The 12,686-nt window shown below is 60.9% G+C and carries 13 protein-coding genes and 1 riboswitch; of the genes, 3 read left to right on the forward strand and 10 right to left on the reverse strand.

The annotated features are described in order from the left end of the window. Nucleotides 1-2: 2 nt before the first annotated feature. Genes V7D69_RS00815 through V7D69_RS00825 form a run of 3 tightly spaced genes read right to left on the reverse strand, consistent with a single transcriptional unit; the run spans nucleotide 3 to nucleotide 3,011 of the window. A complete protein-coding gene (locus tag V7D69_RS00815; protein WP_333604834.1) occupies nucleotides 3-2,420 on the reverse strand; it encodes a VirB4 family type IV secretion/conjugal transfer ATPase in 2,418 nt (805 codons plus the stop codon). 19 nt (nucleotides 2,421-2,439) lie between these two features. Then, on the reverse strand, nucleotides 2,440-2,721 hold the full coding sequence (locus V7D69_RS00820; protein WP_324061818.1) for a type IV secretion system protein VirB3: 282 nt from the start codon (nucleotides 2,719-2,721) through the stop codon (nucleotides 2,440-2,442). Beyond that, the gene (locus V7D69_RS00825; protein ID WP_324061845.1) at nucleotides 2,721-3,011 is read right to left on the reverse strand and encodes a TrbC/VirB2 family protein; all 291 of its coding nucleotides are present in this window, start codon (nucleotides 3,009-3,011) and stop codon (nucleotides 2,721-2,723) included. The genes V7D69_RS00820 and V7D69_RS00825 overlap by 1 nt, the downstream gene beginning before the upstream one ends. Nucleotides 3,012-3,367: 356 nt before the next feature. After that, nucleotides 3,368-3,545, forward strand: a riboswitch (yybP-ykoY riboswitch). A gap of 22 nt (nucleotides 3,546-3,567) precedes the next feature. Between V7D69_RS00825 and V7D69_RS00830 the strand changes: the two genes are divergently transcribed. Next, the gene (locus tag V7D69_RS00830) at nucleotides 3,568-4,140 is read left to right on the forward strand and encodes a TMEM165/GDT1 family protein (RefSeq protein ID WP_333604835.1); all 573 of its coding nucleotides are present in this window, start codon (nucleotides 3,568-3,570) and stop codon (nucleotides 4,138-4,140) included. Between the two features lie 29 nt (nucleotides 4,141-4,169). On the opposite strand, the gene V7D69_RS00835 is transcribed toward V7D69_RS00830, so the two are convergent. Further along, on the reverse strand, nucleotides 4,170-4,844 hold the full coding sequence (locus V7D69_RS00835) for a response regulator transcription factor (protein WP_333604836.1): 675 nt from the start codon (nucleotides 4,842-4,844) through the stop codon (nucleotides 4,170-4,172). Between the two features lie 187 nt (nucleotides 4,845-5,031). Here V7D69_RS00835 and V7D69_RS00840 point away from each other — a divergent pair, with 187 nt between their 5' ends. Together V7D69_RS00840 and V7D69_RS00845 are read left to right on the forward strand one after the other, a co-directional pair. Beyond that, a complete protein-coding gene (locus V7D69_RS00840) occupies nucleotides 5,032-5,922 on the forward strand; it encodes a UDP-2,3-diacylglucosamine diphosphatase (RefSeq protein ID WP_324064642.1) in 891 nt (296 codons plus the stop codon). Further along, on the forward strand, nucleotides 5,919-6,989 hold the full coding sequence (locus tag V7D69_RS00845) for a glycosyltransferase family 4 protein (protein ID WP_333604837.1): 1,071 nt from the start codon (nucleotides 5,919-5,921) through the stop codon (nucleotides 6,987-6,989). Before V7D69_RS00840 ends, V7D69_RS00845 begins: the two co-directional genes overlap by 4 nt. A gap of 37 nt (nucleotides 6,990-7,026) precedes the next feature. Here the strand turns inward: V7D69_RS00845 and phoB are convergent, their stop codons facing one another. From phoB to V7D69_RS00875, 6 genes are read right to left on the reverse strand one after another with little or no spacing between them, the layout of a single operon-like run. Further along, the gene (gene phoB / locus V7D69_RS00850) at nucleotides 7,027-7,713 is read right to left on the reverse strand and encodes a phosphate regulon transcriptional regulator PhoB (RefSeq protein ID WP_324064640.1); all 687 of its coding nucleotides are present in this window, start codon (nucleotides 7,711-7,713) and stop codon (nucleotides 7,027-7,029) included. Next, a complete protein-coding gene (gene phoU, locus V7D69_RS00855; RefSeq protein ID WP_324064639.1) occupies nucleotides 7,710-8,405 on the reverse strand; it encodes a phosphate signaling complex protein PhoU in 696 nt (231 codons plus the stop codon). The genes phoB and phoU overlap by 4 nt, the downstream gene beginning before the upstream one ends. A 26-nt stretch (nucleotides 8,406-8,431) precedes the next feature. Further along, the gene (pstB, locus tag V7D69_RS00860) at nucleotides 8,432-9,193 is read right to left on the reverse strand and encodes a phosphate ABC transporter ATP-binding protein PstB (protein ID WP_333604838.1); all 762 of its coding nucleotides are present in this window, start codon (nucleotides 9,191-9,193) and stop codon (nucleotides 8,432-8,434) included. Nucleotides 9,194-9,197: 4 nt separating this feature from the next. Beyond that, on the reverse strand, nucleotides 9,198-10,085 hold the full coding sequence (gene pstA / locus V7D69_RS00865; RefSeq protein ID WP_333604839.1) for a phosphate ABC transporter permease PstA: 888 nt from the start codon (nucleotides 10,083-10,085) through the stop codon (nucleotides 9,198-9,200). Continuing rightward, nucleotides 10,078-11,451 (reverse strand): phosphate ABC transporter permease subunit PstC, encoded by a 1,374-nt coding sequence (gene pstC, locus V7D69_RS00870; protein WP_333604840.1) that lies wholly within the window; start codon nucleotides 11,449-11,451, stop codon nucleotides 10,078-10,080. The genes pstA and pstC overlap by 8 nt, the downstream gene beginning before the upstream one ends. Nucleotides 11,452-11,470: 19 nt before the next feature. Next, a complete protein-coding gene (locus tag V7D69_RS00875; RefSeq protein ID WP_324064635.1) occupies nucleotides 11,471-12,511 on the reverse strand; it encodes a substrate-binding domain-containing protein in 1,041 nt (346 codons plus the stop codon). Between the last annotated feature and the right edge of the window lie 175 nt (nucleotides 12,512-12,686).

Below are 12,686 nucleotides of genomic sequence, written 5' to 3' on the forward strand. Positions count from 1 at the left end.
GTTCACTCGGCCGCCTGAATCCACAATTCGCCGTCTTCGACATCCCCCGGCCACTGCATATCGGTCAGCACCGGATACCAAGCGGAAGGTTCATCGCCGTAACGTTCACGAAGCTGGTCGAGCTTGCGCACTGTGCTTTCCCGCCCGGAAAGCACGGCGAGCACTTCAGGCATTCCCGAAAGATCAAGCCGGACGACCACAGAAGCGTCGGACTGGCGGATCAGGAAACAGCGTGAATGCGCCGGCAAGGTGCGGATCAAATCCAGTTCATGCCGGGAAAGGCCAAAGCCCTCGCAATAATCCTCGGGCCGTGCCCGCGCGTTAGGCATGAAGATCATCGTTGCCGTCTGTTCGACGAGCGCGGTGGCGATCTTGCTATCCAGCGCATCGCGGGCGGATTGCGTGGCGAAGCCGACCAGGGCGTTGCGCTTGCGCAACGTCTTGAGCCAATCGCGAATACGCGCGGCGAAAACCTCATCGTCAAGCGCTTTCCAGCCTTCATCGATGAGGATCATCGTCGGCTCGCCGTCCAGCCGCTCCTCGATGCGGTGGAACAGGTACATCAGCACTGGCGTACGCAGGCGCGGGCTTTCCAGCAACGCCGTCATGTCGAAGCCAAGGACGCGGGCGGAAAGGTCAAGCTGGTCCTGCGCATTGTCGAATAGCCAGCCATGCTCGCCCCCGTCGATCCAGGCGTCAAGCCGTGAAGCAGGGTCACCCGGTTCGGGCCGCCGCGCCCCTGCAAGCAATTCACGGAAATGTGAAAGCCGCCGCAGCGAGGGATCGTTATGATAAGCGGCATCGACCGCCCCCGCGATCGTTGCAAGCTCTTCAGGCCCATTAGCCTTGAGCAGAACCCCCAGCCAATCGCGCAGAAAGGCGCGGTTCCCCGCAGTGTCGGGCAGCGCCAGCGGATTGAAACCGGTCGGATGCCCCGCCGCGATGCGGCTGTAAGTGCCGCCGATCCCGCGCAGGAACACTTCAGCGCCGCGATCCTTGTCGAACAGGATAGTGCGCGGGGCGAACTTCTGCGCCTGAGCGGCAAGAAAGTTCATAACTACCGTCTTACCCGAACCTGACGGACCAATGACCGTGAAGTTACCCAGATCGCCCTGGTGAAAGTTGAAGAAGAAGGGCGTCGAACTGGTGGTTGCCAGCAGCGTAACGGCATCCCCCCAGTGATTGTCAGCCGCTTGGCCGAAAGCAAAACCGTGCAGCGATCCGAAGCAGGCCATGTTCGCACTGGAAATCAGCGCGCGACGCGCAATGAACTGCTCGTTGCCAGGCATCTGCCCCCAGAACGCAGGCTCGAGATTGATTTCCTCGCGCACGGCCACGGCACCGGCGTCAGCGAGTGCCGCCGCACAAGCGGCCGTGACCTCATCAAGCGCCTCAAGCGCATCGGCGCGAACCAGCACGGACAGATGATGATCGCCAAAACTGACCGCTCCCGTGCCGAGCGAATCCCGTGCTGCCGCCATTTCCCGCCGCTCCGCCACCGCCTCTTCGTCGGCGGAACGCAGGCGGCGGAGTGCAAGATCGATGCGTTCGCGGGCGATCTGACGATCGCAGGGTGCGTAAGTTTCGGTAAGCACCAGCTCGCAGGGTAGGCGCAGCAGCGCGTCGGTAAGGCCAGGCCCCGTCGCATCCGGATAATCCTTCAAGGACACCATCGACCCGAAGCCGCTGCCGTTCGCGCCGCGCAATTCCAGGGCATCCGCGCCAAAGCTGATGCGGCGGTAAGGAAGCATGTGGCCGATGTCCGCGCCTTCGGCCGGTCTTCGCACGGGTCTCATCTCACCATTGTAAAGCGCGCTCAGCAATTCGAGCACTTCCGAGCAGGCGCCGCCGGACGCCTCGTAATCGCCCAAGAGACGCGCGCCATAGGCGCCGAGCGAGGCAATCATGGCCGAAGCGGCGGCGCGCAAGGCCCGCACGTCCGCGGGATCAGCCTCGACTTGTGGACCTCCCTTGTTCTTCATCATGCGCGAGAGACGGTCGACCCATCCGGCCTTGCCGCGCGCCGGACGGCGAACCAGCGTCACGAACTGCTCATTGACGAACAACGCGCCGGAACCGGTTCGCGCCCTCCAGCGCGCATCGATATGCGCGGCGAGCGGATCCTCGAAGTGGCCACCAAGCTCGATTTCCACGCGACGCCGGATGATATGATGATAAAGCACAAAACGCGCATCGAGCGACGACCGCAACAGCACCTCGCGCGTGGCGACATGCGCGTTGAGTTCGTCAGTATCGGCGGTCTCGAAGGCTAGGCCCGGCACCATCAACGAAAGCATCACAGACCCGTCGCGCAACAGCACCACGTGCTCGTCAACCAAGGCAGCGTAAGGCAGACGGTCGCCCGCGAGCACTTCTTTCGCCCGCCAGCCTTTCAGCACCGACTTCATGCTCTTGGCCATGGTTTCCTTCCCCCGCCGCTCAAGGCGCGTAGCTGTTGCAGCCCCAGCGTTGCCAGTTGGCGACGCGGGGACACTTGCTGACCTTGGCGATCCACAAGTCGAATACCCGGGGTTCACGCAGACATGCAAGGTATCCGGCTCCGTGGATCGCCAGCGCGGCGGGCAATGCCCAGAAGCTCTTGGTGATGAGGAATATCTCTGTCGTTACCGCAGCGTTGATGATGAAGAAGCTGTACGTCACGCCGGCGAACATCTGTGGCCGTGTGAGCGCACGATGGACCGGATAACGAACCAACGCCATCAGCTGATCGCCGCCGATCGTATGCCTGACACGATGGCCCCGGCTCCGAAGAGAATGAAGACGCCGATAATCACCGTGGCGCCGAAACGCCAGTTCATCCGACCGGTGAGCATCATGAAACCGACGGCGGCGACCGCCATGACCGCAACCGCCGTGGCGACATTGCCGAGCAAAGTCCCCTGCAGCCAGCTTAGCGCAGCGACAATGGGGCCACTGCCGGCCGGATCGTTGGCGACCAGTTGCGCATGCGCCAGCGTCGGGGTCAGTACGGTGAACACCGCGGCAAAAATTTGAAAAAGACCCCAGGATTTGCGGGGCGGAAACTGAGTATGTCGAATCACCGTGCCCTCCGTATGAGGGGCAACCGCCCCAATGATGACAGGTACGTGACGAATCCAGCGCAATTCTTTGCAAATAGCTGAATTTGGCACGTCGCCGCAAAAGAAGGCGTCGGCCGAACCGACACCTTCATGATGCCCGACATCTTTATACAAGAGGTTGCGCGATCCGATAGGCTCGTAAATCAGAATCAAATGACGACTTTCGCCGAACGACACGCTTCCTAAGCCCCAAGTTCCTCGAAACCCGCATCGGCTGGTGTTGGGCCTTTTTTCTCTTTGCAGAAAGCACCGCCGGCGCTAGGGGCAAAAATGTCATCTGGGGAGTAGCCATTCCGCTTTTCACCGGCGGAACCTGTCGTCAACACACTCGGCCGAGAGGCCGTGGCGCACAGGAGGACGGGCAAACCGTTCGGGCAAGACCAATGGCGCCTGCAGTTCCGCTCTCGGCCGGGCGGGTTCTGCGCGCGCTGTTGTGTCGTCATTGCGCCCGGCCCGGAGAATTTGCTTGGAAGCCCTTCTTACCTCCACCGCGGTGGTCGCCCTTGCAGAGATTGGCGATAAAACGCAGTTGCTTGCCATTGTCCTGGCCACCCGTTTCCGCCGCCCTTGGCCGATCATCGCCGGCATTCTCATGGCGACGTTGGCTAACCATTTTCTTGCGGCACTGGTCGGCGAGCAAGTGGCCACCGTTCTGGACGGGCGCTGGTTTCGCTATGCCGTGGCCGCGAGTTTTATCCTCATGGCCGGCTGGACATTGATCCCCGACAGCTTCGACGAGGAGGAGGAGGCGAAACCAAGCCGCTTCGGCCCTTTCCTGGGCACGATGATCGCCTTCTTTCTGGTCGAGATGGGCGACAAGACTCAAATCGCGACAATAGCGCTGGGCGCGCGTTTTCACAGCGTGCTGCCGGTAATGACCGGTACGACATTGGGCATGATGATCGCCAATGTCCCGGCCGTGTTCCTGGGCCATGAGATCATCAAGCGCGTGCCGCTGGCTACGGTACGAACGATCGCAGCTCTGCTCTTCCTCGCCATCGGCGTCTGGTTGTTGGCGCAAACCGCAGGATGGGCATGATGCGATTGGCGATAGGACTGTAACCGCCGCTACACGGTATCGAACACGTACCCCAGCGAACGCACTGTGCGCAGCGGATTACCGGCTCCGGCGCTTTTAAGAGCACGCCTCAGTCGTCCGATCCAGACGTCCACGGTGCGTTCGTCCACTGGCGGTTCCTGCTTGCCGAGTGCGGCGATCAGTTGGCCCCGGCTGAACACGCGCCCTGGATGCTCGATGAAGTATCGCAGCAGGCGCAGTTCATTGGGCATAAGCAGAATAGGTTTGCCCTGCCAGCGTGCCTGGAACGCGGCGACGTCCACGGCAAGATCGCCTTGCGAGATCATCCTCCCGCCCAAGCTTTCCTGTTCACCGATAGTAACGCCTAGCACCCGGTCCAACAGGCCCGTGCGAGTTAATGGACCGACCATATAGTCATCGGCGCCCATGCGCAGGGCCCGTTTGCGATCGTCCAGATTGTCTTCTTCCAGAACCATCGTGACATGCGCATGCGCGGTGAGCGGATCAGCGCGCAGGCGCCGGCATAGTTCCAACCCGGACATCTGCGGTAGTACCCAGTCGATGAAGACCCACAGAGCGCCCTCGATGAGCGGAAGCTCGGCAAAGTTTGTCCAGCGATGCAGTACCACGTCGAACTCGTCATGCCGGAAGGCTGCTAGTCCGCCGGAAAGTTCGCTCGCCAGCAATATATCGATCCGCCGCATCGCCCCTTGCCTGCTTGCCTCGCCGGCTGTCTGCCCACCAAGTATGACGAGCAGGTGACATATCTATGACGTAAGAATGAAACATGGCCGCTGCAGTGCATGTCACGGAATTGACCCGCAATCGTCACGGCGACGCAACGCCCGCGTGCGACATCTGCGCCAAGCTAGAAAGCAGGTGAATCGAGCGATGCGGACCGACATGGACACTCTTCTCGACCAGCACACCAGGGCGGAAAACCGTATCCCCGCCTGGCTCGATCTGCCTGATCCAAAGGGATTTCGACCCAAGCGCAAGTACCGGACGATCTGGATCTCCGACATCCATCTCGGCACTCGCGGCTGCAACGCCGCATTGCTGGTCGATTTTCTCCGTTCAGTCGAATGCAAGACGCTCTACCTTGTGGGGGACATCGTCGACGGCTGGCGCCTGCGGAAGGGCTGGTACTGGCCGGACGCGCATAACGAAGTGATCCGCCGTATCCTGAAGATGGCCCATCGCGGCACGCGCGTGGTCTTCATTGCCGGCAACCATGACGAGATGCTGCGCGATTATGCGGGCCTGACATTCGGCGGCGTCGAACTGGTTCTGGAAGCCGTCCATGAAACGGTCGACGGGCGCCGCCTCCTGGTAACGCACGGCGACGCCTTCGACGGGGTTGTGCTTTATCACAAGTGGCTCGCGTTCCTGGGCGACAAGGCATATTCCATGTTGCTGCGCGCCAATATCGCCTTCAACGCTGTGCGCCGCCGTCTGCACCTGCCGTATTGGTCGCTATCCGCCTACATGAAGAAAAAGGTGAAGAACGCCGTACAATACGTATGCAGCTATGAGGAAGCTGTCGCCAACGAGGCGATCGGCAGGGGCTTTGACGGCGTGGTGTGCGGCCACATCCATTGTGCCGAGATCCGGCAGTTCGGCGGCATCACTTATTACAACGACGGCGATTGGGTGGAGAGCTGTACCGCCCTTGCCGAAGATATGAACGGCCATATCTCGATCATCGATTGGGTGGCCGAGACTGGCGGCCGTACCGGCGAACTGGCCATGCCTGAAGCGGTTGCAGAGGCCGACGCGTGAAGCTTGCACTGGCGACGGACGCCTGGCTGCCGCAAGTCAACGGTGTCGTTCGCTCCCTGTCCGCTACATTGCACGAATTAAGGCTGCGCGGTCATGAGGTGGAAACGATCACGCCTGACCGTTTTCTGACCGTGCCGATGCCGGGCTATCGCACGATCCGGCTCGCCATGGCGCCGCGTTTCGGCGTGCGCCGGTTCCTGGACAAGGCCGCGCCGGAAATCGTTCACATTGCAACCGAAGGCCCGATCGGCTGGGCGGCGCGGGGATGGTGCCTTTCACGGGGTGTGCCCTTCACCTCCGCCTTTCACACACGCTTCCCCGAATATGCCGCCGTGCGTACGGGCCTGAGCGCTGAATATTTCTGGCCGATCCTGCAGCGCTTTCATGCGCCGAGCAGCGCCGTTTTGGTTTCCACCCGCAGCCTGGCCGATGAGCTAGCGGGCCGCGGAATAAGTCATACCCGCCCTTGGAGCCGGGGCATCGATCATTCTCTGTTCCGTCCCGAAGGTCCTCGTCATCCGGCGATGATCGCATTACCTGGGCCAGTCCTGCTCAATGTCGGGCGCGTCGCTCCTGAAAAGAACCTTGACGCCTTCCTGTCAGCGCCTGTTCCCGGAAGCAAAGTGGTGGTGGGCGATGGACCCGCGCTGGAAAGCCTGAAGCGCCGTTACCCCGAAGTGCTGTTTTTGGGAGCTTTATCTGGCGAAGAGCTTGCCTCAGCCTATCGTGCCGCGAATTGCTTCGTATTCCCGAGCCTAACGGACACCTTTGGCCTTGTCGTGATCGAAGCCCTCGCTTGCGGAACGCCCGTTGCCGCGTATCCCATAACAGGGCCTGTCGACATCCTTGGTCCTGATGGCCGCGGCGTCGAAGTCCCTTTGCCCCGACCAGGCGGCGCCGTTGATCCCAGTCTTGAACGCGCCATCACGACCGCGCTGTGTATCGATCGCGCAGATGCAGCCGCCCTGGGCGCACTTTATTCCTGGGAACGCGCCACGGGCCAGTTCCTCTACGCGATCACTTCAGCGTTGAGTGGCCGGCATCGTCGGTTGAAGAACGCCGCCTGAGAAGGGGGCGGACTGACGCTCTCGCTCTGCCGCTATTTCAGCTCACGTCCATCGCATAGCCGGCCGCGCGCACGGTGCGGATCGGATCTGTATCCCCAGCGCGATTGATCGCCTTGCGCAGGCGACGAATGTGCACATCAACGGTGCGTTCGTCGATGTCGGAATCCATGCCCCAAACGCCATCGAGAATTTGCTGACGCGAAACCACGCGGTTCGGCCTTTCCATGAAATAACGCAGCAGGCGAAATTCCGTGGGACCCAGGTGAAGCGCCTCGCCATTGCGCCGGACACGGTGCGACGTAGCGTCAAGTTCGATATCGCCCCATTGCAGCACGCTGCCCGCCAGCGAAGGGCGCGCTCGCCGCAGCAGCGCCTCAATCCGTGCCAGCAGTTCGCGCGGCGAGAAGGGCTTGGTGACGTAATCGTCCGCGCCCGTCTTAAGGCCGCGGATCATGTCTTCTTCTTCACCGCGTGCAGTGAGCATGAGGATCGGGATCTGCGCGGTTTCCTTGTCCTTGCGCAGTTGGCGGCAGACCTCGATGCCGGGGACCTGCTCGATCATCCAATCCAGAATGATGGCATCCGGCAATTGTTCGCGCACCATCAACAGCGCTTCCTCGCCATCAGGCGTGGACCGCACTTCGTAACCCTCCGCACTTAGATTCCAGGTAAGCAGTTCGCAAAGGGCGCTGTCGTCCTCGACGACCAGGACGGTGGGGTTCATGCAATGCTCCCGGTATCGTCTGTGTGGCTGTCGCGTTCAGCACAATACTCGCCGGTCGCGGCATAATAGACCATCTCAGCGACGTTGGTCGCATGGTCGCCGATCCGCTCCAGGTTGCGGGCAATGAAAAGAAGCTGGGCGGCGCTGGTGATCGTCGCCGGGTTTTCCATCATGTGCGTGAGCAGCGAGCGGAACAGCGTGTTGTAGAACTGATCCAGCTTGGCATCGCGACGGATCACCTCCACCGCCAGCGTCGCATCGCGGGAGCCGTAAGCGTTAAGCACATCGCGCACCATGCTTTCCGCGATCTCAGCCATCGCGGGGACCAGCGTGACCGGCTCGATCTTGTTGCGGCCCTCAAGCGCGGTAGCGCGCTTCGCGATGTTCTTGGCATAATCGCCGATGCGTTCGATAACGCCGGAAATCTTCAGCGCGGCGATCACATCGCGCAAGTCGTCCGCCATCGGCGCCCGCAAGGCGATCGTCCGCACCGCCAGCCGATCAACCTCGGCTTCCAGGGCATCGAGGCGCGCATCGGCGGCGACCACCTGGTTGGCCAGATCCTCGTCATGCTGGACAAGCGCGGTAATGGCGTCGCGGATCGCGACTTCGGCAAGCCCGCCCATTTCCGCGACAAGGCCACGAAGCTGGCCGATCTCTGAATCGAAAGCCTTGACGGTATGGTCTACCATGGCGTGTTCCCCATGAGCCGACGGCATCAGCCGTAGCGGCCGGTAATGTAATCCTTGGTCTTTTCTTCGCGCGGATTGGTGAAGATTTCGCTTGTCTCACCATACTCCACAAGGTTGCCGAGGTGGAAAAAAGCGGTGCGCTGCGAAACACGCGCAGCCTGCTGCATCGAATGAGTGACGATCACGATTGCGTAGTTTTCCTTCAACTCGTCAATCAGTTCCTCGATCTTGGCGGTCGCAATGGGATCAAGCGCAGAACACGGCTCATCCATCAGGATCACTTCCGGGCTCACCGCAATGGCGCGCGCGATGCACAGACGCTGCTGCTGACCGCCCGAAAGCGCGGTGCCGGCGTCATTGACGCGGTCTTTCACCTCGTCCCAAAGTCCGGCCTTGATAAGGGCGTTTTCAACGATCCCGTCCATTTCGGACTTGGATTCCGCCAAGCCGTGAATGCGCGGGCCATAAGCGACGTTTTCGTAGATCGATTTGGGAAACGGGTTTGGCTTCTGGAACACCATCCCGACCCGCGCGCGCAGCGCGACAGGGTCCATCGCTTGCGCGTAAATATCCTCGCCATCAAGCATGATCTCGCCCGTCACTCGCGCGCCGGCGATGGTGTCATTCATCCGGTTCAATGAACGCAGGAAGGTGGACTTGCCGCAGCCGGAAGGGCCGATGAAGGCTGTGACGATGCCATTGTCGATATCGATGGAAACATTGTCTATGGCCTTCTTAGGGCCATACCAGACATCGACATTGCGGGCTGTAAGCTTGGTTTCGATCATGTCCCTACCAGCGGACTTCGAATTTGTTGCGAAGGTAAATCGCAAGGCCATTCATCGCCAGCAGGAAGACCAGCAGAACGATGATGGCGGCGGACGTATTCTGAACGAAAGCCTTGTCGATTTCGTCAGACCACAAGAATATCTGCATCGGCAGCACGCTTGACGGATCAGTAATGCCGCCAGGCGGGGTAACAATGAAGGCACGCATGCCGATCATCAGCAGCGGCGCGGTTTCGCCGAGCGCGCGCGCCATGCCGATGATCGTGCCCGTCAGAATGCCGGGCAATGCGAGAGGCAGAACATGATGGAACACCGCCTGCACTTTGCTGGCTCCCACCGCCAAAGCCGCATCGCGGATCGATGGCGGCACGGCCTTGATCGCGTTGCGCCCTGAGATGACGATCACGGGCATGGTCATCAGCGCCAGCGTCAACCCGCCGACCAGCGGTGAAGAGCGCGGAAGGTTCATCGTGTTGATGAAAACAGCCAGGCCAAGGAGGCCGAAAATGATCGAAGGCACCGCGGCCAGGTTGTTGATGGAAACCTCCACCCATTCGATCCAGCGTGAGCGCGGGGCGAATTCCTCCAGGTAAATCGCTGCCAGCACTCCCATTGGAAAAGAAAGCAGCAGCGTTACCAACATGGTCAGGAATGAGCCCTTCGCCGCGCTCCAAATGCCGGCGGTATGAGGATCGGTCGAATCCGAGCCCGTCAGGAAACCCCAGTTAAGACCGCCCAAGCCATTGCGCATCATGATGAACAGCAGCAGAGCCAGAAAGGCGAGGCTGAGCACTATCGCTCCCAGGCCGATCAGCTTGAAGCGTCGTTCCGCCGCGTGGCGGCGCTTCAACCGCTTGGCGAAAGCGGGCGAGTTCAAGTCGGACTTACTCATAAGCTTCGCGGAACCGTTTGACGACGCGCAAGGCGATGATGTTGAGGACGAGGGTTACAGCGAAGAGCACCAGACCCAGCGCGAAGGCGGAAAGGGTCTTGGGGCTGTTGAACTCCTGGTCGCCCGTCAGCATCTGGACGATCTGATAAGTGACGGTGGTCATCGAAGCAAAGGGATTGGCTGAAAGGCGAGCAGAAGCGCCAGCGGCCATAACCACGATCATCGTCTCGCCGATCGCGCGGCTGATCGCCAGCATTACGCCAGCGACAATACCAGGCAGTGCGGCCGGGAGCAGCACTTTCTTGATCGTCTCGGACTTGGTCGCGCCCAGCGCCAGCGAACCGTCGCTCATCGCGCGCGGAACCGCCGCCAACGCATCATCGGCCATCGAGGATACGAAGGGAATTATCATCACGCCCATGACCAGGCCGGCTGCCAGCGCGCTTTCGGTCGAGGGGTTAGGCATACCCAGATTTCCGGCGAAGTCCCGGATGAGCGGCGCCACCGTAAGCGCCGCGAAATAGCCGTAGACAACCGTGGGGATGCCCGCGAGAATCTCCAGCATCGGCTTGAGCCACCTGCGCATCGTGCCTGAAGCATATTGGGTAAGGTAGATGGCGCTCATCAAACCGAGCGGAATGGCAACGATCATGGCGATGATGGCGCCAACGTAAATCGTGCCCCAGAACAGCGGCACCGCGCCGAAGTTACCGGCTATATCGGTCCCGTGGGCATTGCCCGGCGCCCAGTGAGTGCCGGTGAGAAAAGCGATCGGCGAAACATCGCGGAAGAACATGCCCGCTTCGAACAGCAGCGAACCGACAATCCCGAAGGTCGTCAGGATCGCCATGAGCGAGGCGGCCAGTAGGAGCGCCAGCACCGCTCTCTCAACCTGAGCACGTGCGGGAAACGCGGCGCGCACCCGCGTAAAACCGTATCCGCCCCCTGCGAAGGCGACGACCAGCACCAGCAGTGCCCCGATGATCGCGAAGCGCGTCTGCGCCGCCCGCATCGGCTCAGCAAGCGCTTGCGCCTGCTGATCGAAGGCCGCTGCGGAGGGATCCGCGGCAAGTGCGCCGGCCTCGGCCAGGATCGCAGCGCGATGCATCGGCTCGGCCGGAAGCTGAGCGGCGGCGGGTTCGGTCATGACCGCCCCCTCCACGAACCCCGGCATCGCCACCGACCATACAGTCCAAGCAAGCAGTGCCGGAACCAGGATCCACAAAGCAACGTGCCAACCGTGATAACCGGGCATTGAATGCAACGTTTCCCGGCCCGTGCGCAGCAACCGCGCCCGGGCCCGCGCGGCAAACCAGCCGACAAGGCCCAGGCCGAGCACGGCCAGGAGAACCCCGGTGAGAATCATGACTGGCCGTGACTTTCCGTTACTTCAGTACGCTGGGATCAAGCGGGGTCATCTTAGCGACGATCTCAGCGCTCTTCTTGCGGACGTCATCCGTCGCGACGATCATGCCCTTCGGCTTGAGATAGCCGTCCGGCCCCCAAGCTTTGGTCCATGCATTAACATAAGCCTTGAGGTCCTTAATCGGGCTCAGGTGCTGCTTCTTGACATAGATGTAAAGCGGACGCGCGCCGGGATAGCTAAAGTTAGCGATCGCGTCGTAAGTCGGCTTGATGCCAGACAGCGGCACGCCATTCAGAGTGGCCGCATTTTCTTCAAGATACGAATAACCGAAAATGCCCAGCGCCTTGGGATTCTGCGAAAGCTTCTGAACGATCAGATTGTCGTTCTCACCGGCATCGACGTACGGACCGTCCTCACGGATATCCTGACAGACGGCGGTATGCTTCTTCTCATCACTCTTCTTGAGCGCGACCATGGCGGGGTCAGTGTCGCAGCCGCCCTGGAGGATCAGTTCCTTGAGAGCATCGCGCGTACCTGAGGTGGAGGGCGGACCGTAAACGAGGATCGGCTCATCCGGCAGGGACGGGTTCACGTCCTTCCAGGTCTTGGCGGCATTGGGCTTGCCGAAGGGATTGGCGGCAAGCGCCTTATAAATATCAGTGGGGGTCAGTTGCATGCCAGGGCCGCTCTTGGCTTCGGCAAAGGCAATTCCGTCAATGCCGACCTGAACCTCGACAATGTCAGTGACGCCGTTCTTCTTGCATTCTTCGTATTCGCTCTTCTTCATCCGGCGGGAAGCGTCTTCGATATCCGGATGCTGAGCGCCCACGCCGGCGCAGAACAGCTTCATGCCAGCGCCTGTTCCGGTCGATTCGATGACGGGCGACTTATGGCCTTCCTTCGCGAACGCCTCAGCAACGGCGGTGGCGAAGGGATAAACCGTTGACGAGCCTACGGCACGCACGAAGTCGCGGGAACCACCAGAAGTTCCGGATCCCCCGCATGCGCTGAGTGCCAGCACGGACGCGGCCGCAAAGATGATTTTCCTGTTCGAATGCATGATGGTTACCCCTTGGGCCTAACTCTGGAACGCCCCTATTGGTGTATGATGACACTTCTATGACCATCACATGACACGCAAGGCAGTTTCCGCCCTGTACCCCGACATTCACGTCATTCCAATCCTGCAGCATAAACATCGCGAGGAAATATCCGGGACAAGGCCGGGCCCTCCA

The organism is Novosphingobium sp. (assembly GCF_036733805.1).
Taxonomy (GTDB): Bacteria; Pseudomonadota; Alphaproteobacteria; order Sphingomonadales; family Sphingomonadaceae; genus Novosphingobium.

Bases quoted from the DNA above. Each gene is read 5' to 3' on its own strand.
- V7D69_RS00820 (WP_324061818.1), bottom strand. From the start codon at position 2,721: ATGGCGTTGGTTCGTTATCCGGTCCATCGTGCGCTCACACGGCCACAG.
- pstA (WP_333604839.1), bottom strand. From the start codon at position 10,085: ATGAGTAAGTCCGACTTGAACTCGCCCGCTTTCGCCAAGCGGTTGAAG.
- V7D69_RS00835 (WP_333604836.1), bottom strand. From the start codon at position 4,844: ATGCGGCGGATCGATATATTGCTGGCGAGCGAACTTTCCGGCGGACTA.
- V7D69_RS00875 (WP_324064635.1), bottom strand. From the start codon at position 12,511: ATGCATTCGAACAGGAAAATCATCTTTGCGGCCGCGTCCGTGCTGGCA.
- phoB (WP_324064640.1), bottom strand. From the start codon at position 7,713: ATGAACCCCACCGTCCTGGTCGTCGAGGACGACAGCGCCCTTTGCGAA.
- V7D69_RS00815 (WP_333604834.1), bottom strand. From the start codon at position 2,420: ATGGCCAAGAGCATGAAGTCGGTGCTGAAAGGCTGGCGGGCGAAAGAA.
- pstC (WP_333604840.1), bottom strand. From the start codon at position 11,451: ATGATTCTCACCGGGGTTCTCCTGGCCGTGCTCGGCCTGGGCCTTGTC.
- phoU (WP_324064639.1), bottom strand. From the start codon at position 8,405: ATGGTAGACCATACCGTCAAGGCTTTCGATTCAGAGATCGGCCAGCTT.
- V7D69_RS00840 (WP_324064642.1), top strand. From the start codon at position 5,032: ATGCGGACCGACATGGACACTCTTCTCGACCAGCACACCAGGGCGGAA.
- pstB (WP_333604838.1), bottom strand. From the start codon at position 9,193: ATGATCGAAACCAAGCTTACAGCCCGCAATGTCGATGTCTGGTATGGC.